This window comes from bacterium (assembly GCA_023382385.1).
GTDB lineage: Bacteria > Electryoneota > RPQS01 > RPQS01 > RPQS01 > JABWCQ01.
This window is the reverse complement of sequence record JAHDVH010000006.1, coordinates 89,352-113,796: the sequence shown is the minus strand read 5'-3', so window position 1 is coordinate 113,796 and position 24,445 is coordinate 89,352. Positions and strand designations below refer to the sequence as shown.

Sequence of the window (24,445 nt, the reverse complement as noted above, 5' to 3'; positions counted from 1 at the left end):
TGCTATTCAGCGCGAGCGAATGTTAAGACGCGTACCTGCTTTACGCCCGATTGCTTCAGCACTCTTGCACATTCCGATACGGTCGCACCGGTGGTCACGACATCATCCACCAACATGACAGATTCGGGAATTGCCTTGCTTCTAACATATCGAAATGCACCGCGCACGTTCTTGGTGCGCTTCCGAATACCCTGACCTGACTGCGCGGGCGTATTCCGAACACGCCGGAGGACTTCCGAAATCGTCCCTCCAATGCGTTTGCACAGTTCGCGTGTCAGTAGTTGGCTTTGATTAAACGAACGATCACCTTTTCGTATCCAATGCAGCGGTACCGGCACCCAGACATCATCACTGTTCAGGAAACCGATTGGAATGGTGCGCAGCATCATTTCCACCATGCGAGGCGCCAACTCAATCGCACCTTCAAACTTGAGGGAGTGGACTATCTCACGCGTCACCGAGCCTTCGCGATAAGCGAAAGCTGCATGTAGTCCGTCAATGTGCTTCGGCAGTCTGTCGGAAGGCGTCTTTTCTGCTCGCGGCAGTTCGGCCCAGCAGGCATCACAAAACAGTACGACAGAGGCCGGAATAGTCCTGCGACAATGAGCGCACAGTGGTGCGTAGATTAGCGACCAGATTGGCCACTCTCGAACTCGTGACCTCTGCAAGTTCAAGTGGTCGACACTCTTATTTTTTCCTCTCGCGCTTCCCTGCACGAGTTTTGAGAGTGATACTTAAGGCTTGCTCAAGATCATCAACAAAGTGGAAGCGCAGCGCCGATTTGATGTTATCCGGAACGTAAAAGAGATCCTTCTCGTTGGACTTTGGCATAATGATCGTGGTGATTCCTCTACGAGCGGCTGCGACAATCTTCTCGCGAATTCCTCCCACAGGGAGCACCTGCCCCGTCAATGTTATTTCTCCCGTCATGCACAGGTCACTTCGTGCAGGCTTTCCCGACAACACTGATGCCAATGAAGTTGTCAACGCGATTCCGGCACTCGGACCTTCCTTTGGCTGCGCACCTTCAGGGACGTGAAGGTGAATGTCCTGTTTTGAGAACTTCTCTTCTTCGATGTCCCATTTCACTGAATGCGCTCGCAGGTAAGAAAGTGCAATTTGCGCAGACTCTTTCATTACTTCGCCCAAACGTCCAGTGACACTCAGCTTGCCGCTTCCCGGCATTGCAGTTGACTCAATCACGAGAATCTCACCGCCGACTGGCGTCCAGGCAAGACCCAGTGCAATTCCAACTTGCGGATGATCCGGCAGCGTATCTTCTCCATACGGGGCAGGACCTAAGTATGTTGCGACGTTCTTAGCTGTGATACTGACACGCATCCTTTTGCCTTCGGCAACTGAGCGTGCAATCTTCCGTGAAATGGCTCCTATCTTCTGCTCCAGCTTGCGAACGCCGGCCTCACGAGTGTATCCCCGAATAATGGCACGCATTCCGTCTTCCGTGATCGTCAAGTGCGATTTTTTCAGTCCGGCTTCCTCAATCTGCCGAGCCATGAGATACCGCATACCGATTTGCACTTTTTCATCGGTAATATAGCTCGGAATCTCAATAATCTCCATTCGATCGCGCAAGGGTCCGGGAATCTGGCCCATGTCATTCGCCGTCGTGATGAAAAACACGGAAGATAAGTCGAACTCCACGTCAAGGTAGTGATCGCTGAAAGTATTGTTCTGCGCCGGGTCGAGAACTTCGAGCAGCGCAGAGGCAGGATCACCGCGAAAATCCATTCCAAGCTTGTCGATCTCATCCAGCATGATCACGGGATTATTGACACCCACCTTGCGAATGGATTGCACTATCCGTCCCGGCATGGCACCGACGTACGTGCGACGGTGTCCTCGTATCTCGGCCTCGTCTCGCACTCCACCCAGACTCATGCGCACAAATTCCCTATTCATCGAGCGAGCAATGGAACGGCCCAGCGAAGTCTTGCCCACTCCAGGCGGGCCCGCGAAGCAGAGAATGGGCCCGCGATTATCCTTCTTTAATTTCCGAACGGCAAGGAACTCGAGAATGCGAGTCTTAACTTCGTTCAATCCGTAATGATCTTCGTCAAGCTCGCTTTGTGCTTGCTTCAGATCAAGCTCATCAACAGTTGACTTTTTCCACGGCATGCTCACCAGCCAGTCAACATAAGTACGAGAAACCGAATACTCGGCGGAAGAGATCGACATCATGCGCATCCGCTCGAGTTCCTTCATCGCCGCGGCAGCAGCATGCTCCGGCAATCCTGCCTCTTTGATCCTTCTTTCGAATTCGGAAACCTCTGCGCTCGACTCGCTTTCTTCGCCTAACTCGCGCTTGATCGCCTTCATCTGCTCACGCAGAAAATATTCCTTCTGATTGCTCTCAAGTTCCCGCTCTACTTTTCCGCGAATCTCGCTGCCGATGCGCAGCAGCTCCAGCTCGCGGGCCAAGTGAGTCGCGACTAGCGTCAAGCGTCCCTCGAGATCGTTTTGCTCGAGAATCGCCTGCTTTTCGGCAATCGGCAAGTTAAGATTTGAAGCGACAATATCAGCGAGAGCACCCGGATCCGAAATGTTATGAATTGCAATACGAACTTCGTCAGGCAACGCGTGCTCTTCGGAATACTTGGAGAAATCGCTGACTACCTTTCGCGTCAAACCTTCGATCTTTATGTTTGTCGATCGCGAAATCGGCTGCGGCAGTATCTTCACTTGAAGATACGGCTCGGTCGAGACTATCTCCAGTCTCTTGACGCGCACCATCCCCTGGATCAGGACGCGGATCGATTCGTCCGGCATGCGGAACATCTTCATGATGTGTGCCGCTGTCCCGTATTCGTAGAACTGATCTTCTGGCTTGTCGGTAGCAGGCGACTGCGCGCGGGAGAATGCCGCCACGACGCGGTGACCGGACAGCACATCATTCACCATCGCAATCATGGCCGGAGATGAGATGGCCAATGGCACTATGGTGTTAGGGAAGATCAGGACGTCGTTGAGCAGCAGCGCGGGACAGACTTCAGGAATGCGAATCAGGCCGTCACGTCCTTCTGCTTCCCCCCCATTTCCAGATGTCTTACTGGTGTCTTGGCCATCACTCATGACCACTCCTCGGGGAAGCGATCCGCACTACGGGCAGTCCCCCAAGACTTGCCTTGATAGGGGAAAGTCATTCGGAGTACTCCCTGCTCGAATCTCGCATCATAATCAGTTGTTGTAACACCTTCCGGCAATTGAATCACTCTTTGGAATTGTCCGCGCTCAATCTCCATGTGGAAGTAATCGCGCCGGCCAGCTACCTCAACGTCATGCCGGCTCCCGGAGACCCGAACGAAGTTTTGGCCAAATTCAATCCGGGTGTCTTCTGGCCTGACACCTGGCAAGTGCACTTCGACAACCAGCGACTGCTCATTTCCATAAACGTCCACCGGCGGAACCCATTGGGATTGCTCACCCCAGGGTAATGGCCTAGTGCCTTGCTCTATGCGAATGTACTCGAAGCGAAACTCCCTGATGTCTTCACGACGCCTCTTGGGGCGTGCTATCCGAGCCAATAGAGGAATCTTGTCTCTCATCGCCTCTCTCCCAAGACCCAGCCTGCGGTTGAGCCGAGCAGAGCCTGTTTGATTGTTTTGAACTTAGAGTTTTCGTCCTTATCCAAGAATATACCGAACTGCAATCTAAAGGTCAAGTATTTTATCAGCTTACAGCACCCGTCGCTTGCAAACGCGCTGGTTTGGTAGTAAATTATTGGATGTTCCTTGACCGGATGAACCAACGTAAGAAGATGAACACGCCAAGACTTTACTTGATACTCCTGACCCTGCTCATGCTGGGGACTTTGTCTGCGCAGGCCCAAACCTACGACACCCTCAAAGTGGCCACTTACAATGTGCTGAATTACCCCGGCAATAGTTCCGCGACTCGGAATCCAGAATTCCGTAAGGTTTTGCGTGCAATGAACCCCGACGTGCTCATCGTGCAGGAAATGACTTCCAGCGCAGGTGTCTCTGAGTTCCTAAGTCAGGTGCTGAACAGCGGTCAACCGGGAACTTATGCGAGCGCTCCATTTTCCAATGGGCCGGACTCCGATAATGCTCTCTTCTACAAACCCGCGCGGGTTTCTTTCCTATCACAGATTGTCCTTGCTACGATGCTGCGGGACATCAACGGTTACGTTCTCAGACCTGCCGGTGTATTCTCCGACTCACTCGATATTCGAATCTACTCTGCACACTTTCGGTCTTCAATGGGCGAAGAGTCCGCACGCTTCGCAGAAGCTGACACACTAAGAAACCACCTGAACTCTCTGGGGCCGGGATACTACATAGTTGGTGGCGACTTCAACTTGTACACGAGTACTGAGGCCGCGTATCAAGAATTGATTGGCAGCCAGTCCGACAATGACGGAAGGGTATACGACCCGCTGGGCATGCCCGGAAGCTGGCACGACAATGCAACGTTTGCCGCAATCCACACGCAGTCCCCTCGAGTGGCAAATCTTGGCGATGGCGGAGCGACAGGTGGATTGGACGACCGATTTGACTTCCTACTTCCCACCACCCCATTTCAAACTCTGCCAGGTTGGCAGCTTGTTCCCGGTAGCTATGTAACTTTCGGCAATGACGGCGCGCACTTCGGACAAGCAGTGAATAATGGAACAAATTTCGCCGTACCCGACAGCATTGCAGACGCGTTGCACGCTGCGTCCGATCACCTTCCGGTTATGCTGAGCATTGTGAGGCAGGTCACACCTCCACCCTCCATAACCGTCGAGTCGCCCAACGGTGGGGAGAGTTTTGGCACGGGGGATACCGTCTTGATTTCATGGAACACGACAAGTTACACGGGAACCGTCTCTATCTCTTTGAGCAGAACGGGTCCTGCGGGTCAGTTCGTGAACCTCGTATCCGGGACTGAAAACGATGGCGCATTCAAGTGGATTGCCTTCGGTTCCGCTACTTCGTCTGCACGTGTCAAAGTTGAGATGGACAGTACTCCTGCCTATTCCGACCTGTCTGATGCGAACTTCTCAATAACTCAGCGCGAGCTTGCGGTCCTGACACCGATTGACGGCAGCTCCTACGCGATTGGTTCACTGGTCGAAGTGAATTGGTTAGCATCGGGTTTGCCTGGCAACGTTCGCCTCGAGTTGCAACGTGTTCCGTCAATGGGCACTTGGGAATTACTTGCTGCCTCTGTGCCGAACTCCGGCTCTTACATATGGACTGCCACGGGGACAGCAACAGATTCAGCCCTGATTCGGGTGTCCAGCGTTGAAGCTCCGGCATTAGCCGATAGCTCTGGAATGTTCCGAATACTGCTCCCGACACTGACACTTACTCGGCCAAACGGTGGGGAGTCTTTCACGTCTGGAGTAAATGAAACCGTGCTATGGTCCCAGACCAACTTGACGGGGCAGATCGCGATTGAGATCAATCGGGATTACCCCTCTGGAAGTTGGGAACAGATCATTGGAAGTGTTCCGGCAGGAAGCGCACCTTACAATTGGCTCGTTACCGGTCCGGCGACAGAAAACGCTCGTTTGCGGATTCGGTCACTAAGTTTGCCGCAGGTTGGCGATACATCCGGCGGCGATTTCTCTATCACAGTTTTCAACCAGCCTCCCGTTATCGGGCACAATCCGGTCTGCGACTACGTCCCGGGTGTCATAAGCCTTTTCTGCTTTGTCACAGATGACGGCGCCTTCGGCGTGCCTCGCATGATTTGGTCTTCTGACAATTTCGTGTCGTCTGACATGCTCGAACTTTCTCCAATTGGCGGCGGCAAGCACAGCGTTGAAGCAGAGTTTGTTGAGGGTTTCTACCGATACTATTTGGAAGTCACAGATGCAGAAGACTTGGTTTCGCGGACGGACACGCACAGTTTTCGAGTGTTCCCTGAATGCGGGGTAGTGACTGATTATGACGACGGTTCTGCGGAGTCCTACCAGTGGAGTCCCGATGCCGGGTTTCTGTGGGCAACTCGTTTCACTCCTCCTGCTACGCCGTTCGTTTTATGCGCGGCAGACTTCGCGGCATCGGTCCGCAAGCCGGACACCTTGCACTCGCAAGCAAGAGTCTTAGTACTGGACGCAAATGGGATTGGCGGTTTTCCGGGCGACACCTTGGGGCAGTTCACCGCAGGAGTTCTACCTAACCCAATTACGGGAGTTTACGGTCAAAGTCCAGGCTGGGGCCACGTAGTGTTAATAGACCCTGGTTTGAGCGCGATCACAGTCACTGGAGACTTTTTCGTGGGAGTTTCGGCTTGCTCGACGGCTTTTGGGTTGGATAGCTCTGGTGCAGGGTTGGCGCGCTCTTTGGTCTGGGACCCGTGCGAAGAGGCTTGGTTACCCGAAGATGGCCTCCATCCTTCTACAAGGTCGGGTCTCCGTATGATTCGTGTCAGCGGCTGGCCGCTCTTTCCACCCACCGTGGTCATTACTGCCTCGGGCAATGACATTATCCTGAATTGGCAGCCGACAGGTGCCCCGAACTATCTGGTATATCGCTCCACTAGCCCTACTGGACCCTTTGACACCCCCATTGCCCAGACGGCCGACACGACTTTTGTTGACAGCAACGTCATACAATCGCTCGGCTCCGCCTTCTATCTTGTGCGGTCCAGCAACTAGGTAGACTTGTAAATCCCGATTATAATTCGTTAATTTCTTGGTCATACAGAGGTTGAGGATCTAACGAGGAAACGCCCATGCGGTTCGGTTGGACAGAAATTCTGCTTATCATGGCGATCGTTTTGTTGCTTTTTGGGGCAAAACGCATCCCCGAATTAATGCGCGGCATTGGCCAGGGAGCACGGGAATTCAAAGAAGGTATGCGTGGAGACGATTCGACTGGCAAGAAAGAGTGATTTGGTCACCGATTCGGGTCATTTGAGCTTGACATCTCCGTCGTCCATTGTTATATTAGTTACTATAACTAATATAGTGAGGTATTATGAGCGGCAAGGATGGCAAGTTCTACTCCTCCAAAGATGTCTGTGAAACTTTGCAGATCTCTAAGTCCACTTTATTCAAGTGGGAACGCGAGGGCCTGATAACCAAGGTTAGGCGGGATTGGCGTGGTTGGCGTCTCTACGACGAGCGAAATCTCGAGGAGATTCGCCAGAATATTGAGAAACAGAAAGCTTCCGAGTCGAAACCTCGATCATCATATGTGCTTGTGGTCGACGACGATGCCATGATTCTTCAGGTCATGTCAGACCTGCTTCAAGCTGCGGGTTATGACGTCCTGACCGCTTCCACCGGTGAAGATGCCGTCGCCTTGCATCAGGAAAAGCAACCTGCCCTGACATTTCTTGATGTAAAATTACGTGGCAGAAGCGGGATTGATGTATTTCGCGAGATTCGGGCAGTCGACCCGCAGGCGATGATCGTTATCCTGACTGGTTATCCCAAGATTGAGGACACTGTCCAAGTTATTAAAGAAGGGGCCTACAACTACTTGACCAAGCCAATAAAGAGCGAGGAGTTGCTCGAAATGGTGGCACAAGTGCTTGGGCCATAGTAGGGACCAGGGTTGGATCAGTGAACTTGCACAGCTCGGCCCCGCAGCGCAGGCTCCGGGGTCGTTTTCATGCATGACAGGGAAACTTCTGTGATGTCTTCAGAGTTTCCAGAGTGGACAATCAATGTTATTCAAGGACCACAACGTATGCACCGCACACTTAGTCTGATTGGCGTGCTTCTTCTTGCAGTATCCAGTGCCATGGCGCAGGGATTCGGCAAGAACAAGGTGCAGTACGTGGATTTCGACTGGCGGTACATTCAGTCTGAACACTTTGACGTTTACTATTCGAAGGGTCAGGAGCGAATTGCAGAGTTTACAGCCGAAACCGCCGAACGAGCCCTTAAACTCATCGAGTCAAGTTGGAGTTATACTCTCGAAGGTCGTGTCAAGTTCATTATTTACTCTTCACACAATCGCTTCCAGCAGACCAACGTCTCCCTTTCCATTCAAGAAGAATCCCTGGGCGGCTTTACAGAGTTCCTGAAGAATCGCGTCGTTTTGCCGTACACAGGCAATTATGAAGCGTTTCGGCACGTCATTCATCATGAGCTGACACATGCCGTCAACTTGCGAATGTTCTATGGGACGGGGTTTCAATCCATCTTAATTGGTGTTGCCACTTCAGACATTCCGTTGTGGTTCACGGAAGGTATCGCCGAGTATGAGTCGCGCGGCGGCTGGGACGTTGAAGCCGACATGTTCATGCGCGACGCTACTATCACGGGTTATCTCCCGCCCATCGACTATCTCGGCGGCTACTTTGCCTACAAAGGTGGTCAAGCAGTCTTCTACTACTTGGATCGGCGATACGGCAAAGAAAAGGTTGGAGAACTCGTCAATAAGGTGAGAACTTCTCGTGAATTGCCGCGATCACTCAAAAGTGCGGTCGGCACGGATATGGAAGATTTCAATCGTGCCTGGCAGCAATGGCTGCGCAAGATATATTGGCCGGGCGTAGTAGACTACGAAACTCCGGAAGATTTTGCGGAAAGGGTCACGAATCACCGAAAGATCAAGAATTACGTCAATAATGGCGCGGCACTTTCACCCGACGGCCAAAAGGTCGCCTATCTCTCTGATCGCTCCGATTATTTCGACGTCTGGCTTAACGACCTTGAAACGGGCAAATCTCACAGGCTGTTGCGCGGCGAGCGGAGCGGAGATTTCGAGCAACTTAAGTGGCTCGATGCACGTATGTCCTGGTCGCCGGACGGAGAGTCTATAGTCTTTGCTTCTAAGGCGGGAGCATACGACGCCATTAACATTCTTGATGTATCAAAGCGCGAAATCGTTCGACGGTTTCGTCCCAAGCTCGACGGCATCTTTAACCCTACTTGGTCCCCTGATGGCAAGCGAATCGCATTCATCGGGATGAAGTCCGGCCAATCTGATCTCTACTATTATGAGCTTAGTGGAGAGCGGCTTGTTCAAGTCACAGACGACATCTTCAGCGACGACGACCCAGCCTGGGGTGCGGACTCAGAAACTCTCTACTTTGCTTCAGATCGCAAAGACTCTCTGCGAACTTCCGGCTACGATGCCGCTTTTCGGATGTGGGAGTTTGATTATCGCACAATGGACATTTATCGGATCTCCCCAATGGCGGCAAGTTGCGAGCGGCTGACTCACAGCGAGTTCCACGAGAAGAATCCGACAATCTCGCCTGACGGCAAGTTTCTGGTGTATGTTTCCGACTCAACCGGAATTTCCAATTTATATAGGAAGAACCTCGAAACTGGCGAGACGGTCGCAATCACCAACGCGCTGACCGGCTGCTTTCAACCGAGCTACTCGCCTAAGTCCAACCGACTTGTGTTTTCGTCTTTCTATGAAGGTGGCTACGACGTATATCTCTTGAAAAGCCCCGATGCACTGCCTCCGAAGCAGCCCCCGTTGACCGCTTTCCGAAAGCATGGTTCGCCCGAAGCCATTGAACCGATCGCAGGAGAATCGGCTGAAAGCTTCACTGAATCGATGGAACTTAGGGATAACAGCCGCGAGTTTTCCCGTTACGTGTTTGCTGACGGCATTGGACAAGTGACGGCTCTGGAAGAAAGGATTCGCGAAGACTCGGTCAATACCCGCAATCCGGGTGGAGGATTCTTCAGCAAGAAATACCGGACAAAGTTCACACCTGATTACGTATACGCCACGGCGGCTTACAGTTCGTTCTTCGGAGCTCAGGGAACAGGGCAAATCCTTTTCAGCGATGTGTTAGGTAACCAGCTTATACTGCTGAATACCGACCTTTATTATGACTTTAACAATTTAGACAATTCAAACTTCTCGGCACAATATTTCTATTTGCCCAATCGTATCAATTATGGTGCCGGGCTGTTTAGATACGTTTACTATCTGGATGCGGGAAATGTTCGCGATCAGACGCTGCAAATGCAGCTTGATTTAAGCTATCCGTTTTCGAAGTACACCCGCACCGAGCTGATAGTGGGCGGCTACGGAATCGATCGGGCCGAGTGGCTACCCGACCAATACGGCTACTATAATTACCGCAAGACCGCACGGCGAAGAATTCTCATGCCTGAACTTGGGTATGTTCACGACACTGTTGTCTGGGGAAGTACGGGGCCGGTCAATGGAACTCGCTATCGCTTATCCGGATCGTACAGCCCGAATCTACAGAGTGACAAAGAGCATCAGGAAGTCTGGAGTTCGGAATTCTACACAATAAAGGGGGACTTGCGTCAGTATTTTCGTATGGGACGCGACTACTCATGGGCGTCGCGGTTTACTGCCGGTTATTCCGGAGGTCCGGACACGCAGCGTTTCTTCATGGGCGGTGTTTCCAATTGGATCAATCGAAGATTTGAGAATGACGAGATTCCGACCGATGAGATCAACGACTTCTACTTTTCTTCGTTCATCACCCCGTTTCGGGGAGGCGACTACTTTGAAAAGCGCGGCACTGGGAATCGCTTCTTTCTAACCAATCAGGAGTTTCGTTTCCCGGTGATTCGCTATCTTCAAATGGGTTGGCCGCTTCCGATTGCATTAGTTGATGTACGTGGAGCGTTATTCATGGACGTTGGTGCCGCTTGGTTCGACGATTCATTTCGCATTACGCAAGTTGATGACGAGGGAAGAAGACGACTCCACGATCTGCAGTCAGCCTACGGCTTTGGGTGGCGTTCTAACTTAGGCTTTCTGTTGCTTCGCTGGGACGTTGCGTGGTCGACGGATGGAGTAGACACTTCCAAGCCCCGCTACTATTTCTCACTGGGTGCCGAGTACTAAATCACTGCTATGAGATCTATTGAGACAGTGGTACTAGCGCCACTTGCCGCGATCGGAAAGACAGCGCTCGAATTCGCCGCCGAGTTCGGTCGCTTCAGCCTGATGATGGGCAGAGTCTTCTCCGAGCTTGGCGCCGTGTTCAAGCGGTGGGATTTGTTCATGAAGGAGTGCGTCCGGCTTGGCGTAGAGAGCCTTCCGCTCGTGCTCATCGTCGGAGTCTTTGCGGGTGCAGTGTCCGGCTGGCAACTTAACTACCAGCTGGAAGGATACATTCCCAAGGACATGCTGGGGCCGGGAGTGTTTAAGAGTATCGTGCTCGAAATGGGACCAGTCTTAACAGGACTTGTCATCGCCGGACGAGTTGCCGCATCCATCGCGGCCGAGATTGGGACCATGAGAGTTACCGAACAGATTGATGCGTTGGAGTCAATGGCGATTTCGAGTACACGTTATCTCGCGGTACCTCGCATTGCGGCTATGACAATGATGATGCCGGTTTTGGTTGCACAAGCGAACTTCATAGCCTTGATGGGTGCGTGGTTTGTGACTACGGTCTTCCTGAACATGACTACCGCCCAGTTCTGGGGACTTGTCCCCAACTTTTTTCATGTTTACGACGTTATGTCCGGACTGCTAAAGTCGACCTTCTTCGGAATGAGTTCTGCCATGATAGGTTGTTACATCGGCTTCGACGCCTCGGGAGGAGCGGAAGGAGTAGGCACTGCGACGATTAAAGCATTTGTCTGGAGTTCGCTTACTGTTTTGGTGCTGGACTATCTTCTCGCAATGATTCTCTTTTAATGATTGAATCGAAAGGCATTACTAAGAGTTTCGGCGCCAAGCGCGTCCTGAACGGCGTGGACCTGACAATCCCGACAGGCGAATCGCTTATCATTATCGGGCAATCCGGCTGCGGGAAATCCGTCTTTCTAAAGCACCTCATCGCTCTGCTGGATCCTGATGCGGGGGAGATTTTGGTCGATGGCGAACGGATTTCGAATGCACCGCGCGCTGATGTTTATCGTATTCGCAAGAAGTTCGGTGTCCTGTTTCAAAGCGCAGCGCTGTTTGATTCGATGACGGTCGGCGAGAATATCTCCCTCGGGCTGATTGAGCACACGAAGATGCCAATCAAGGAAGTTACGAAGCGAGTTGCCAAGTGCCTTGAACTGGTCAGTCTGTCTGGTATTGAGAAATTGAAGCCCTCGGAGCTTTCCGGTGGAATGCGCAAGCGAGTCGGACTCGCGCGCGCCATCGCAATGGAGCCACAGTACATCCTCTACGATGAACCCACGACCGGACTCGATCCGATCACCGCGGACTCAATAAATGATCTGATCATCAGCTTGAACGAAGAGTTGAACGTCACAACAATTGCGGTGACACATGACATGGTCTCCGCATTTAAAATTGCAGATCGCATCGTCATGCTGCATGATGGACAGGTCGTCTTCTCAGGCACGCCGCAAGAAACCAAAACAACGAAGGTCGGAATTGTGAGACGGTTTATCGAAGGAGAATCCGAGGACAAGGCCGTCATTACACACTATTAATGTATCGTTAACTGAATTAGAAATCCCCGCTAATGGCGGGGATTTTTTGTTTCACTTGCTCCGACAAAATCTTGTGCGCATGGGACTGACTTCTCACTCATTATTCATGGTGCAAAGCTTTGATAGGGTCAACTCTGGCTGCGCGTATCGCAGGGTATAATCCGGAAAGGACCGTTACCAAACCAATCATCCCGGCCGAGATAAGCATAGTGGATTCTGACAGTATCGGGCGGGGCAGTCCTTCGGGAAGTGTGACATTGTTCAGCAGTTCGATGAGACCCCAGCCTACAAACATCCCACCGACGCCAGCCACGACTGTAATCACTAAGCACTCAAGGAAGAACTGCTTGACAATGTCGATGGCATTCGCTCCGATTGCGCGCCGAATTCCGATCTCGCGGGTTCGCTCGACGACTGATACCAACATGATGTTCATCACGCCTAGGCCTCCAATCATCAAAGTGATGGCACCAATGGCAACCATCAGTGCGTTTATTGCTGCAAAAACCTTGGCCGTTTCGAGGGCATTCTTGTGTGTATCCCAGAGGTTCAATGCCTCAGGGTCGTCTGGTTCAAACTTGTGAACTTTCGCGACGATGTTTTTAAACTCGGCCACCGCAAGTTCATGGTCTTCAACATTCTTGGGGGCGAAGATGAAGTTCCCGAACCAATATCGGTCGTATAAGGTAAGCTGAGTAGTATAAGGAATCCAGACGACATCATTGTCAGGTCCGTAGTAGGTAGAGTTTTGCTTTTTGTCTGATTTCCAGCCAACAATGAGGAACTCTCGTCCGCCGATTAGCACTCGCTCATGGAGTGGATTGGAGTCCTCTCCAAAGAGCTTCTTACGCACTTCGTTGCCGATTACGCAGACTCGGCGCGCTTCCAGAACATCGCGACGAGATAGCCAGCGTCCTTCATCCGGTATCACATTGCGAAGCTCCCCGTACTTCTCACCTACGCCTGCCAGTCTCGTATTGAAGATCCGAGGTCCGGCACGCATCTCGGTACTCCAAGCCGAAACCTCCGGCGAGAATTCGAAGTGCTGGGCTTTTGCTGCAAGCGCACTATTGGTCTTTTCGTCGAAGCGAACGACTTCCCCTTTGCGGGCGGAGCCAGCAGCAATGCTCTTGCGTCCTCCCCATACGATTACGACATCCTTGCCAAGGGACCGTATGCCACTTAGCGAGTCTTCTGAAAATCCAGTCGCTAAGCCGGAAAGCAGCATCACTGAGGCAATGCCCCAAGTGATCCCAAACATAGTCAGCGAACTCCGCAGCTTGTTTGTCTTGAGTGTTGAGAATACCTGTCTGACTAACTCGAGGATGCCCATGTCACTTCTCTGCGGATACCGTTCCTGCGCTTACGATTTCGCCACCCTCCAGGCCGCTGGTAACTTCCGTTCGAATGCCGTCCGAAATACCCAGTGTCACCATACGGTCAGTTGTTACGCCGAGGATAGAGTCTGTGACGACTTTAACGAAGGACGAGTCTCCCTTGAAGAAGAGCGCCATTTCGTCCAGAATTGGCACATCCTTGCGCTCATCCACCACAATCTTGGCCGTAGCACTCATCCCGACCCTTAGAGACTCGTCCTCGTTGCGTACCCTGGCCTTTACATTAAAAACGATCTGCTGTTCCTTCTCGCTATACCTACCGACAGGAGAAATGTGATAGATCTCCCCCTCGAAGATGCGACCCTGGAATGCCTGCACAGTGATGTTTGCCTTGAGACCAGCTTTTAGCTTACCGACGTCCGCCTCATCAACGTCTCCTCTGAACTCCACCTCGGTGTGATCGCCCATGGTCAGCACGACAGTCCCTCCGGACGCCGACGTAGTAGGAGTCACAGATGCACCAGCGTCCAACTCCCTCGTAAACACTAAACCAGTTATCGGAGCTACGACGGTCGTTGAAGTTTGGACGATCTCAAGGTCACCTTTCTGCTCCCCAAGTCTTTCACGTTGAATGAGAGCCCATTCGGCCTCAGCTGCCGAAAGACGGGCTTTTGCGCGTTCGAGCGTCCGCTCCGCGTCACGCAAATTCTGCTCTGGTGCAAGTTGCTTTTTGGTAAGCTCCGCAGCGATCAGAAGATCGTCCTCGGCCTGCCGAACTTCAAGCTCGGCCATGCGCAACTCTTCCCTGGTCCGAACTTGCTCGGTCGGTGAGGCTTCGGGCGCTATTTCAAATAGACGCTGTCCGGCCTTCACCCAGTCACCCTCCTCAACAAAAAACTTCCTGACCGTACCGCCGGTCTTTGAGCGGATCTCAATCTGATGGAGAGGCCTAATACTTCCTGTGGCCACCACAGTTTGGGTCATGTCGCCACGTTCGACGTAACTCAGTTTCAGTCTGGGTTTGGACTGAGCATCTTGTTTACAGGATGTCGAAAGGCAGATGACCAGAATCAGGCTGCAAAAGTGTAGTATCGCTGTGTTCATGTCCGGACGTTTCTTATCAGGGGTATTCATGGGGATTAGAGCTCGAGATTTGACGATTTGTTGCCACTAAACAAAAATGCCAGCAAGGATGCTGGCGAGGACGAGAGGCCGATTTCCCTCTCTTATGACAATTTGTCGGTGACGATTCGGATTTTCTCTGTCTATATATTTTTAAAACAATATCTTAAATGTTGAGGTTTGATGAGTAAATATGGCTGATTGCTCTTGACTTTCCATGCATGAGGCAGTATCTTTGGGACAGAGTGGTGAAGATAGGGAAGAATTGGTAATACATCCCAAATGAATCGACTACCGTTTGTTGGCACTCATTCCGCAGCCGTGGATGATAAAGGCCGTCTATCTATCCCGGCGGAATTCAGAAATGCTCTTCCACAAGAGGAAAAGCAGCATGTCGTGCTGACCATCGGCAGTTCAGACTTCATAAATGCATTTCCAGTTGATTATTTTAACGCGATTTACGCCCCAAGCGAAAATGAAACCGCCGACTTTGCCTTGGAGGACTCGATCGATCGCGATATGGTGTTGCTTTCTGAAGCCGCGGTCAGGCCAATCGATGGTCAGGGTAGAATCACGATTCCCCAAACGCTTTTGACTCAGGCAAATATGGGCCGCGAGGTCGTGTTTCTTGGTCGGCAGAAGTTCTTCACAATATGGAACGCCGAGGCATTCAAGGCACGTGCCGAGCAAGTAACGCTAAGCAAGTCCGAAGCTTGGCAAATGCTTACCAACAAGAATAAGAAGGGCTAACTGATGGGACTGCATATCCACACAAGCCAGAATCATGACGAAGCCCTGCTTAAAGTCGCAGGAGAGCTAAGCAGCACTTCCATTCGGCAACTTCAAGCTGCGGTGAAGCACTTTCAGTCTCGAGGCTGCAAAATCATACGCATAGAGCATGACTACAGAAGCATCCCTGAGACGACATGGACCTTTGAGATTGAAGATGCCTATGAGCTTTTCGCCATCCGTCAGGATTGACTCCATGACGGATTCCCAGCGGCCGTCCGCAGCGGTCGCTGGGGACTTTTTTAGCTGATCGTTCCTTGAACTCCCTGCAAACATCACCTTCGCCGCCATATCACACCCCAGTGATGGCCGAAGAAGTCGTTCGATGGTTGGTCACTGAGACCGACGGAACCTATGCAGATTTCACGGTTGGCGGGGGTGGACACGCCAAGAGAATTCTCGACGCGCTTAGCGGAGCCGGGCGATTCTGCGGCATCGATCGCGATCCAGAGGCGATTACGGAAGCGCGAAGAAATCTGACGCCTGACGTTGAACTTTGGAATATACGATTCTCAGACGCTTTGAGCAAGTTATCTGAGTGGTCTCCCTCTGGTTTTTCAGGGATTCTTTTGGACTTGGGGGTCTCGTCGCACCAGCTCGATGAGGCAAGACGGGGATTCAGCTACCGGTTTGACGGTCCGCTTGATCTCCGGATGTCGGGCAAGGATGGGGTTACTGCCGCCGAACTGCTTTCCGCCCTGACTGAAGCAGAGCTAAGGCGGATGCTCAAAGAACTGGGAGAAGAGCCACAGTCGGCACGAATAGCCAGAGCGATTTGCCAAGCACGTGACCGCGAAGCGATTCAAACCACGCAGCACTTGGCAACAATTCTTCGCGGGGCAGTAGCTGCAACAGCCCACAAATCTCTTCCACGTGTCTTTCAAGCTTTGCGGATCGCAGTGAATCAAGAGTTAGAGGAACTCGATGCCGGTCTAAGTATCGCATGGAAACTCTTGAGGCCTTCAGGCCGCCTCTGTGTTATTTCGTATCACTCGCTTGAAGACCGTCCCGTCAAGCGCTTTATGCAGCAAAAGGTGCGACCGCCGTCAGATCCCGCTGCTTTGCCCCTCGCACCACTTCCCCGCCCTGAAGGCCGCTTGCCGATTCGCGGGCCCATCCTCCCATCACCGGAAGAAATCGCGCGGAACCCGCGTGCCCGCAGCGCAAAAATGCGGGTCATCGAAAAGGTCGCGACTTAATTGTCCACGCTTACCATTCCATCATCCCTTTATCGACCCAAACGACTGCCGCGCGTGTTGCGTCGGCAAGCGCGATTCATCCGCCTGATGAGTTTCGCGGGTATACTTGCCCTGCTTGGGTTACTGGCGGCATGGCGAAATTTCACGAATCAACAGCTCATCATCGATATCGCACGCCAACGCACCAAGCTCATGCTCCTGAGTGAGGAGATCCGTCACTTCAATGGCTTGATTGAAACCGCTGCCCCATACAACGAAGTCGCTGATTGGGCATTCCGTACAAACGGGTGGAAATCACGTCAAGACCAAGTTGACACGGTGTTTGTCACGATGACTCCTCGTAATTAGACGAGATTAAGTTCAAATGCAGCTCCAACATTCCGATAAACCCGAACGCCGGTTGGGACGCGAGCGCGTGGTTGCTGTGCTATTCATATGCGTCGCTCTTGTGTTCATTGTCCGACTGGTACAATTACAGGTCATTCAGCACGGCATGTGGAAAAACCTCGCACTCAGGCAAATCTACGATCGAGCAAGCGAGGCTATGCCGCGCGGAGAAATTCGGGACCGCAGCGGCCTGCCGTTGGCCGTCACACTGCCACTCTCATATGCTGTGGGTTTTCGGCCAAGAGAGGAAATCAATCGAGACAGTCTGACTGCTGTTCTGCGAAACTACTTACCGCTTGCAGAGTCTACGATTCGAACCAAACTCGGCAGCAAAAACTATACATACATAGCGCGTCGAGTCGACTTGCAGGTTCAGCGGGAACTTGAGGAACTTGGACTTCCAGGGGTTGAATTCACCAAGGAGGCCCGACGAAGCTACCCCGCCACCACTGCGGCGGGAAGTGTCTTAGGTTTTGTCAATGTTGACGGAATCGGACTGTCCGGGATCGAGCAATCTCTTGACTCCCTGCTTCGCGGCGACCGTCGTGAAATGCTGGTGTGGAACGATGCCCTGAGAACAGTTCCCGCGATGATCAGCCCACTGAATGACGAACTTGGACACTCCGGTGCCAATGTTTATCTCACGATTGATCTCCAACTGCAGACTATTCTTGATCGATGCCTTGTAAAGGGACTGGAAGGCAAGACGTTCGAGAAAGCGTGTGCCCTTCTCATGGATCCGAACACCGGCGAAGTGCTCGGACTCTCAACACTGCCAGCGTTCGACCCGAATGTCCCTGCAAACTATACCAACGATGTGCGCCGATGTTGGCCAATTACTGACTTATTCGAACCCGGATCAATCTTCAAGGTTTTCACCGTGGGTGCCGGGTTAGAGGAGGGCGTGGTTACGCCTTCGACACTGATCGACTGTGAATCCGGGGCATATAAGGTTCCGGGCAAAGTCCTCCGCGATGCTCATGCATATAGCGTGCTTACTCTGTCCGAGGTCATTGCGAAGTCCTCAAACATCGGAAGTGCAAAAGTCGCAGAACGGCTTCGAGCGGAGACTTTCTACTCATGGATTCTCCGATTTGGATTCGGGTCGAAAACTGATATTGGGTTGCTTGCCGAACCGGCAGGTGTTGTGCCCAAGCCTGCGAACTGGAGCGGACCTACGCGCTCAAACCTTGCCATTGGGCAGGGACTTTCTGTTACTGCACTGCAGATAACGGCCGCCTATTCGGCAATCGCTAATGGCGGACTGCTCTTGCAACCGAAATTGATTAAGGCTTTGGAATTCCCGTCCGGCGAGAAAGTCGAGTTTGACCCTGTTGCGTTGCGGCAAGTACTGTCTGAGCGATGTGTCGACGAGTTGACGCAAATGATGCGAAGTGTTGTGGAGTCAGGCACCGGAAAGCAGGCGGCGGTCAAAGGGGTTGCAATCGCCGGCAAGACCGGCACGGCACAGAAAGTCGATTTGGAAGCTAAGTCGTACTACACCAATCGGTATGTTTCTTCCTTCGCTGGCTTTTTTCCAGCGGACAGACCAATGTACACTTTGCTAGTGATGGTGGATGATCCGCGTGGTCAAGGCTACTATGGCGGTCAGATTGCGGCGCCGGTTTTCGGCGCGATAGCGCAAGAGATCCTCGAGGAACGGCACTCTTATCGCCCTCCCAAAGTCTCCGCTGTCGGAAAAGCAGATACGGACAGTTCTGACTCAGAGCCAAAAGCTGATAGCACTCAGCATGAAAAGTTCGTTTACGATACACTTCGATATCTGGATGTTCCCTTAGTCACGGTGCCGGACGTAATTGGCCTGCCATTGCGAGTTGCCGCAGTCCGCATGCAGAATGCCGGTTTTGAGACTGAGCTTGTCGGTTTCGGGATTGTAGCTTCACAATCGCCACCTGCAGGCGAGAAAGTCCCCGCGAGCTTTGTCTGCAAAGTGATTGCGGAGCCTATTTCAGCAGCACACTATGCTGTCTCTCGCTGAACTTGCGGAAACTGTTGGCGGCGAACTCCGGAATTCAAACGGGTCTACACAGGTCGCGCGAGTATCCTATGATTCCAGATGTGTTCAGCAAGGCGACGTGTTCGTGGCGATTGCCGGCTTCAAAGAAGACGGCTCGAAGTACATCAAGCAGGCACTCGCCAATGGAGCCGTCGGGATTATTGGAGAGAGTGCCGCACTTTCGGGAATCAGCGCCGCGTGCATCGTAGTGCCATCCTCTCGCGCGGCCTTAGCCAAGGCAGCGTGGACTCTACAGGGATCGCCAGAAAGAGAACTGACCTTGATCGGAGTCACGGGTACGAACGGGAAAACGACTGTTTCCGTTGCTCTTGCTCAACTCCTGAACTTGTGTGGAATAAGAGCGGGCTACAGTGGTACGTTAGGGATGTTTTTCGGTGACATTCAAATTGAGTCGGAACGGACGACCGCTGAGGCTCCTGAACTTGCTGCAGCGTTTCGCCGGATGCGGGATCAAGGATGTACGCACATCGCGATGGAAGCAACATCCATAGGCATCGAACTTCAGCGTATTGGCTCGCTGAGATTTGACGTCTCTGTGTTTACAAATCTCTCGCGTGATCATCTTGACTTTCACGGAAGCTGGGAGGCATACCGTGACGCAAAGGCCAAGCTTTTTGCGCCTGAAATGCTAAATGGCACCGCGGTCATAAACATCGATGATCCCGCCCACGAACACTTTCAGCGCGTTGTGCGCGGGAAGATATTGACATACGGAGTCGAAAAATCGGCAGACTACCGCGCCATTGACATTTCTCTGTCCGCCAATGGTTCGCAATTCACATTACTGCATCCGAACGGGCGTTCTCAAGTACGATCCCGCCTCGTTGGTCAATTCAATGTTATGAATATGCTGGCTGTGATTTCGGCAGCACAGGCACTCGGCCTTGAGATTGACGACATTCTGAGCGCAGTTCAAGAAATTTCCCCTGTTCGCGGACGCGCTGAAGTCGTTCGCTCCTCCGCCCCGTTCACTGTGGTCGTTGACTATGCACATACGCCGGATGCCTTAAACAATATCCTGTCAACCATGAAAGCTCTAACCAAAGGCAGGTTGTGCGCGTTGGTTGGTGCCGGAGGAAATCGTGACAAGGGAAAGCGACCTTTGATGGCGCAGGCTGCAGAAAGATGGTGCGATGTCTTGTACCTTACTTCAGACAATCCACGCACAGAAAGTCCAAACGCAATCATCGATGATTTACTGATGGGAATCCAGGATCCAGGCAAAATGCGTGTCGTCATTGATCGCAAAGCAGCAATTCTTGAGGCACTCTCCGCTGCCAAGCAAAGTGACGTTATTGTGATCGCAGGCAAAGGCCATGAGGCATATCAGGAGATTATGGGCGAGAAGCTTCCATTTGACGACAGAGCAGTCGCGGAGCAGTGGCTGCGCGCAAATGGATACTGAATATGAACCTCCCTACTTTAGGCTGGCTCTCGACACTCTTCACAGCAGAGGAAACGACGTTTCAAAAGGCAGCGCCCCTGCGAATCTCGATTGACAGCAGAAAGATTGAGCCTGGGGATACATTTTGGGCACTTAGAGGCGTTCGAGATGGGCACGACTTTATCGGCGACGCAATCTCCCGAGGCGCTGCGGCAGTCGTGGCCGATAAGACCTACTCAGTTTCGGAGTTCGTTTCTACAGGCAGAATAGTTCGTGTCGAAGATACGCTGCAAGCCCTTACGGAGGCTGCTTCAGCGTGGCGAAAATTGTTGAAGTGCCTTGTCATCGGTATTACTGGATCGGTCGGCAAGACCACTACCAAAGACTTCGTAAGGGCCGCATTGGCCGAAGCGCAGGTCGTTGATGCCACTGCAGGAAACTATAATAACGAAATTGGAGTGCCCCTTACTATCCTGCAAACGCCCACTACGACGGAAACACTTGTTTGCGAAATGGGTGCCTCAAAGATAGGAGATATTGCTCATCTCTGTCGGATTGCGGAACCTCAATGGTCCCTTGTCACAGCGATAGCTTATTCCCATCTCGAGTCTTTTGGAACAATTGAGAACATCGTGCAAGCGAAAGCTGAAATCTATAACTACGTGGAGCAAAGTGGAATTGCCTTTGTTCCAGTAGAGGACGAGAGATGCGTCGATGCAAGCGAAAATTGCAGTACCCGAATCGGATATGGATTTAGCCTACCGGAAAATTCGTGGGAGGAAGCGTATGTGCACGGAAAACACTTGTTGTTCGATGACTTTGGGTTCGCAAGATTTGAAGTGGAAGGACAAGCCGTCGAACTTGGCGTCCCAGGACGACCCGCCGCTCAAGCCGCGCTCGCTGCCATGACAATCGCCATCCAGCGAGGGATTCCACCTTCGATCGCGTCGCGCGGAATTTCGAGATCTTTGCCAAGCAGTGGGAGAGTCACTGTTCGAAAGTTTGGCAAGCTGACGGTTATTGACGACTCCTATAATGCTAATCCGTCAAGCATGCGCGCAGCACTTGAGACGCTCTCATTATGTCATGGCCCCCGGAAGGTGGCAATCCTGGGAGACATGCTCGAACTCGGAGAGGTATCAGATGAAGCACACCGTGAAATTGTTTCAGAGCTTGATCACGCTGGAGTTTCACTTGCTTTCTTGATTGGGTCCCGATTCACGGAGGTTGCGGCTTCCAGCCATGTGCGGGCAAGCCTGTTGATCTATCCATCAGTAGATGACGTGATTCATCCTCTTGCCGAATACATTCGTCCCGATGATCTTGTGCTTGTAAAGGCTTCGCGAGGGATGGCTTTGGATAGAGTTGTCCAGAAACTTGAAGAGTATTACGGTTAATGCTATATCATCTTCTGGTACCTCTACGTGATGAATTGATTGGTGCGAATCTCTTTCGCTACTTGACTTTTCGGTCCGCTATGGCCGCCGTTCTGGGACTCCTTATTTCGTTCGCAATCGGTCCGTGGCTCATTCGAAAACTCAGGGAAAATCAAATCGGCGAGGTTATTCGCACTGACGGACCGACAAGTCATATGAGCAAACAAGGAACTCCTACCATGGGCGGACTGATGATTTTAGTCGCCGTGGCGATACCGACTTTGCTGCTCGCAAATTTAAAGAACTTCTATGTCTTACTAACTTTGCTCGCCTTTCTCTGGATGGGTGCAATTGGTTTCTACGACGACTATCTGAAGACGATAAAGAAGAAGAAGGCAGGACTTGTAGCCAAACAGAAACTGGTTGGTCAGATTGGCCTGAGTCTTGTTATCGGTCTATTCTTGATGAACTACTCACACTTGTTCGGACAGAACTTCCACCATCACGTCACCGAGACAACTCTGCCTTTTGTAAAGCAAGCTATGCTCGACTTCGGCTGGTTCTATCCGATAATGGTCGTCATCGTAATCACAGGCACATCCAACGGAGTAAACCTCACAGATGGATTGGACGGACTTGCAATTGGAGTTACCTCCATCGGTGCCGCTGCCTTTGCCGTTATGAGTTATGTGACTGGCAACGCAAGATTTTCAGATTACCTTAATATAATCTATCTCGATGGTGCGGGCGAATTAACAATTTTCTGTTCAGCACTGCTTGGCGCCGGACTCGGATTTCTCTGGTACAACGGTTTTCCCGCTGCAGTGTTTATGGGCGACACCGGTGCTTTAGCGCTTGGAGCGGCGCTCGGAACACTTGCAGTTTTAATCAAGAAGGAGTTCTTCCTTCTCGTGATCGGCGGAATTTTTGTCGCTGAAGCTATTAGTGTAATCCTTCAACGTGGATACTTCAAATACACAAAACGAAAGTATGGCGAGGGACGACGCATCTTTCGTATGGCTCCACTTCACCATCATTTTGAACAACTCGGATGGCACGAATCCAAAGTCGTAGTGCGATTCTGGATCGTTCAGGTTCTTCTTGTTCTCATTAGTCTGACGATGTTCAAGGTGCGGTGATGCAGGAGAGTTGGCATGGACTCAAGTTCGGGGTTCTGGGAATGGGACGGAGCGGGATCGGTGCAGCGAGACTAATTACACGGCTCGGCGGGACTGCACTTGTCTCTGATATCAGATCAAGATCAGAACTCACAGTTGAAGCAGAGATGCTTGAAGAGGCCGGTGTCCGAATAGAATGCGGGTCACACAAGACGTTACTTGCTGAGCAATTTGATGTCGTTGTGGTTTCCCCTGGCGTAACCTTGAAGCCGATCTGGATCGAAACATGGGACCGTTTCGGAACGCAGGTGTGGTCAGAGCTGGAACTGGCAAGCCGCCAATGCAGCGTACCTTGGATAGCTGTCACTGGCAGCAATGGCAAAACCACTACTGTGAAATTGATCACGCAAATGCTGCAACTTGGCGGCTTTCGCCCTAAGGCAGTCGGCAATATCGGCGATGCTTGGAGTGACTCTTTGCCCTCAAGTGAATTAGATCTATTCGTTGTGGAAGTTTCAAGTTTTCAGATGGAGCAAACTCAAACGGCAAGGCCTCATATCGCCGTACTCCTGAACGTGCTGGAAAACCATTTGGACAGGCATGGTGACATTGAGACATACGGATCTTTAAAGCTGAAGTTAGTCGCAAATCAGCATGCGAATGATTTTGCAATAATCAACGGAAACGATAGCTTTCTCAAGGCGCATGAAGCGAACATGCGGGCGACGACCCTACGCTTTGGATACGACAGCTCCTTTGACTGGTTTGTTTTGCAAGACGGATTGTATACCCATGCAGGAGCATCACCCAAACTAGTTTTGCACTCAAGAGAGTGGTCTCTGATCGGAAACCATAACCTCTTGAATGCCGCGGCTGCCGCAACCGCGGCGACTTGTTTAGGAGTTAATCCTACAGTGATTCGCGATTCTCTGATACAGTCAGTTCCTGTTGAACACAGAATTGAGTACGTTCGAGAGTATAACGGTGTTCACTTTATTAATGACTCAAAAAGCACAAACCTCTCCGCAACTTTGACCGCTCTCGAGGCGGTTCACGGTGAAGTAATCCTATTGTTTGGCGGTCGGCCGAAGAAAGAATCTTTCACGCAGTTGCGTCATCTGCTTGGAACTAAGATCAGCTATCTGGTCGCGTTTGGTGAAGCTCAACAAAAAGTTCGGATGGAGGTCGGCGACAACTTGCCGGTAATGTTTGCAGACACGCTAAATCAAGCGACGGAGAGGGCGCTTTCAGTTGTCAGAGCGGGCCAGACAGTTCTCCTGTCGCCCGGATGCGCATCTTATGATCAATTTCTGAATTTTGAAGAACGTGGCAAATACTTTAAGGAGCTTGTCCAAGCTCTGTAGGCTATG

General features: G+C 51.8%; 20 protein-coding genes. 15 read left to right on the top strand and 5 right to left on the bottom strand.

The window, feature by feature from the left end; genetic code table 11:
• Positions 1-2: 2 nt before the first annotated feature.
• Genes KJZ99_12015 through KJZ99_12005 form a run of 3 tightly spaced genes read right to left on the bottom strand, consistent with a single transcriptional unit; the run spans position 3 to position 3,563 of the window.
• A complete protein-coding gene (locus tag KJZ99_12015; protein MCL4306628.1) occupies positions 3-674 on the bottom strand; it encodes a ComF family protein in 672 nt (223 codons plus the stop codon).
• Between the two features lie 13 nt (positions 675-687).
• On the bottom strand, positions 688-3,090 hold the full coding sequence (gene lon, locus KJZ99_12010; GenBank protein MCL4306627.1) for an endopeptidase La: 2,403 nt from the start codon (positions 3,088-3,090) through the stop codon (positions 688-690).
• Complete coding sequence (locus tag KJZ99_12005; GenBank protein MCL4306626.1) at positions 3,087-3,563, bottom strand: Hsp20/alpha crystallin family protein; 477 nt, start codon at positions 3,561-3,563, stop codon at positions 3,087-3,089. The genes lon and KJZ99_12005 overlap by 4 nt, the downstream gene beginning before the upstream one ends.
• 194 nt (positions 3,564-3,757) lie before the next feature.
• Here KJZ99_12005 and KJZ99_12000 point away from each other — a divergent pair, with 194 nt between their 5' ends.
• The 6 genes from KJZ99_12000 to KJZ99_11975 all read left to right on the top strand — a co-directional run bounded on the left by KJZ99_12000 (position 3,758) and on the right by KJZ99_11975 (position 12,325).
• On the top strand, positions 3,758-6,625 hold the full coding sequence (locus KJZ99_12000; protein ID MCL4306625.1) for an endonuclease/exonuclease/phosphatase family protein: 2,868 nt from the start codon (positions 3,758-3,760) through the stop codon (positions 6,623-6,625).
• A gap of 77 nt (positions 6,626-6,702) precedes the next feature.
• The gene (locus KJZ99_11995) at positions 6,703-6,861 is read left to right on the top strand and encodes a twin-arginine translocase TatA/TatE family subunit (protein ID MCL4306624.1); all 159 of its coding nucleotides are present in this window, start codon (positions 6,703-6,705) and stop codon (positions 6,859-6,861) included.
• An 86-nt stretch (positions 6,862-6,947) separates the two neighbouring features.
• Complete coding sequence (locus tag KJZ99_11990; GenBank protein MCL4306623.1) at positions 6,948-7,517, top strand: response regulator; 570 nt, start codon at positions 6,948-6,950, stop codon at positions 7,515-7,517.
• A gap of 147 nt (positions 7,518-7,664) precedes the next feature.
• Positions 7,665-10,772 carry a PD40 domain-containing protein gene (locus KJZ99_11985; protein MCL4306622.1) on the top strand — a complete coding sequence of 1,036 codons (3,108 nt, stop codon included), beginning with the start codon at positions 7,665-7,667 and terminating at the stop codon, positions 10,770-10,772.
• Between the two features lie 159 nt (positions 10,773-10,931).
• A complete protein-coding gene (locus tag KJZ99_11980) occupies positions 10,932-11,573 on the top strand; it encodes an ABC transporter permease (GenBank protein MCL4306621.1) in 642 nt (213 codons plus the stop codon).
• The gene (locus tag KJZ99_11975; protein MCL4306620.1) at positions 11,573-12,325 is read left to right on the top strand and encodes an ABC transporter ATP-binding protein; all 753 of its coding nucleotides are present in this window, start codon (positions 11,573-11,575) and stop codon (positions 12,323-12,325) included. Before KJZ99_11980 ends, KJZ99_11975 begins: the two co-directional genes overlap by 1 nt.
• 100 nt (positions 12,326-12,425) lie before the next feature.
• On the opposite strand, the gene KJZ99_11970 is transcribed toward KJZ99_11975, so the two are convergent.
• Together KJZ99_11970 and KJZ99_11965 are read right to left on the bottom strand one after the other, a co-directional pair.
• Entirely contained in the window at positions 12,426-13,586 is a 1,161-nt protein-coding gene (locus tag KJZ99_11970; protein MCL4306619.1) for an ABC transporter permease, read from the bottom strand.
• A 73-nt stretch (positions 13,587-13,659) separates the two neighbouring features.
• Entirely contained in the window at positions 13,660-14,796 is a 1,137-nt protein-coding gene (locus KJZ99_11965; GenBank protein MCL4306618.1) for an efflux RND transporter periplasmic adaptor subunit, read from the bottom strand.
• 309 nt (positions 14,797-15,105) lie between these two features.
• On the opposite strand from KJZ99_11965, the gene KJZ99_11960 reads away from it, so the two are divergent.
• From KJZ99_11960 to murD, 9 genes are all read left to right on the top strand, one after another.
• The gene (locus KJZ99_11960; GenBank protein MCL4306617.1) at positions 15,106-15,534 is read left to right on the top strand and encodes a hypothetical protein; all 429 of its coding nucleotides are present in this window, start codon (positions 15,106-15,108) and stop codon (positions 15,532-15,534) included.
• A 3-nt stretch (positions 15,535-15,537) separates the two neighbouring features.
• Positions 15,538-15,765 (top strand): hypothetical protein, encoded by a 228-nt coding sequence (locus tag KJZ99_11955; GenBank protein ID MCL4306616.1) that lies wholly within the window; start codon positions 15,538-15,540, stop codon positions 15,763-15,765.
• Positions 15,766-15,878: 113 nt separating this feature from the next.
• Positions 15,879-16,772, top strand: a complete 894-nt coding sequence (rsmH, locus tag KJZ99_11950) for a 16S rRNA (cytosine(1402)-N(4))-methyltransferase RsmH (protein ID MCL4306615.1) — start codon at positions 15,879-15,881, stop codon at positions 16,770-16,772.
• Complete coding sequence (locus tag KJZ99_11945) at positions 16,773-17,120, top strand: hypothetical protein (protein MCL4306614.1); 348 nt, start codon at positions 16,773-16,775, stop codon at positions 17,118-17,120.
• A 16-nt stretch (positions 17,121-17,136) separates the two neighbouring features.
• Entirely contained in the window at positions 17,137-19,158 is a 2,022-nt protein-coding gene (locus KJZ99_11940; protein ID MCL4306613.1) for a PASTA domain-containing protein, read from the top strand.
• Positions 19,142-20,602, top strand: coding sequence for a UDP-N-acetylmuramoyl-L-alanyl-D-glutamate--2,6-diaminopimelate ligase (locus tag KJZ99_11935; protein MCL4306612.1), 1,461 nt, complete (start codon positions 19,142-19,144; stop codon positions 20,600-20,602). The genes KJZ99_11940 and KJZ99_11935 overlap by 17 nt, the downstream gene beginning before the upstream one ends.
• A gap of 2 nt (positions 20,603-20,604) precedes the next feature.
• A complete protein-coding gene (gene murF, locus KJZ99_11930; GenBank protein MCL4306611.1) occupies positions 20,605-21,978 on the top strand; it encodes a UDP-N-acetylmuramoyl-tripeptide--D-alanyl-D-alanine ligase in 1,374 nt (457 codons plus the stop codon).
• The gene (gene mraY, locus KJZ99_11925) at positions 21,978-23,096 is read left to right on the top strand and encodes a phospho-N-acetylmuramoyl-pentapeptide-transferase (protein ID MCL4306610.1); all 1,119 of its coding nucleotides are present in this window, start codon (positions 21,978-21,980) and stop codon (positions 23,094-23,096) included. Before murF ends, mraY begins: the two co-directional genes overlap by 1 nt.
• Positions 23,096-24,439, top strand: coding sequence for a UDP-N-acetylmuramoyl-L-alanine--D-glutamate ligase (murD, locus tag KJZ99_11920; protein ID MCL4306609.1), 1,344 nt, complete (start codon positions 23,096-23,098; stop codon positions 24,437-24,439). Before mraY ends, murD begins: the two co-directional genes overlap by 1 nt.
• Positions 24,440-24,445 lie beyond the last annotated feature (6 nt).

Excerpts from the sequence above, each read along its gene's own strand:
- KJZ99_12005 (MCL4306626.1), bottom strand. The coding sequence starts at position 3,563 with ATGAGAGACAAGATTCCTCTATTGGCTCGGATAGCACGCCCCAAGAGG.
- KJZ99_11975 (MCL4306620.1), top strand. The coding sequence starts at position 11,573 with ATGATTGAATCGAAAGGCATTACTAAGAGTTTCGGCGCCAAGCGCGTC.
- murD (MCL4306609.1), top strand. The coding sequence starts at position 23,096 with ATGCAGGAGAGTTGGCATGGACTCAAGTTCGGGGTTCTGGGAATGGGA.
- KJZ99_11955 (MCL4306616.1), top strand. The coding sequence starts at position 15,538 with ATGGGACTGCATATCCACACAAGCCAGAATCATGACGAAGCCCTGCTT.
- KJZ99_11995 (MCL4306624.1), top strand. The coding sequence starts at position 6,703 with ATGCGGTTCGGTTGGACAGAAATTCTGCTTATCATGGCGATCGTTTTG.
- KJZ99_11965 (MCL4306618.1), bottom strand. The coding sequence starts at position 14,796 with ATGAATACCCCTGATAAGAAACGTCCGGACATGAACACAGCGATACTA.
- murF (MCL4306611.1), top strand. The coding sequence starts at position 20,605 with ATGAACCTCCCTACTTTAGGCTGGCTCTCGACACTCTTCACAGCAGAG.
- KJZ99_11940 (MCL4306613.1), top strand. The coding sequence starts at position 17,137 with ATGCAGCTCCAACATTCCGATAAACCCGAACGCCGGTTGGGACGCGAG.
- KJZ99_11935 (MCL4306612.1), top strand. The coding sequence starts at position 19,142 with ATGCTGTCTCTCGCTGAACTTGCGGAAACTGTTGGCGGCGAACTCCGG.
- KJZ99_11970 (MCL4306619.1), bottom strand. The coding sequence starts at position 13,586 with ATGTTTGGGATCACTTGGGGCATTGCCTCAGTGATGCTGCTTTCCGGC.
- KJZ99_11985 (MCL4306622.1), top strand. The coding sequence starts at position 7,665 with ATGCACCGCACACTTAGTCTGATTGGCGTGCTTCTTCTTGCAGTATCC.
- rsmH (MCL4306615.1), top strand. The coding sequence starts at position 15,879 with ATGGCCGAAGAAGTCGTTCGATGGTTGGTCACTGAGACCGACGGAACC.
- lon (MCL4306627.1), bottom strand. The coding sequence starts at position 3,090 with ATGAGTGATGGCCAAGACACCAGTAAGACATCTGGAAATGGGGGGGAA.
- mraY (MCL4306610.1), top strand. The coding sequence starts at position 21,978 with ATGCTATATCATCTTCTGGTACCTCTACGTGATGAATTGATTGGTGCG.
- KJZ99_11980 (MCL4306621.1), top strand. The coding sequence starts at position 10,932 with ATGAAGGAGTGCGTCCGGCTTGGCGTAGAGAGCCTTCCGCTCGTGCTC.
- KJZ99_11990 (MCL4306623.1), top strand. The coding sequence starts at position 6,948 with ATGAGCGGCAAGGATGGCAAGTTCTACTCCTCCAAAGATGTCTGTGAA.
- KJZ99_12000 (MCL4306625.1), top strand. The coding sequence starts at position 3,758 with ATGAACCAACGTAAGAAGATGAACACGCCAAGACTTTACTTGATACTC.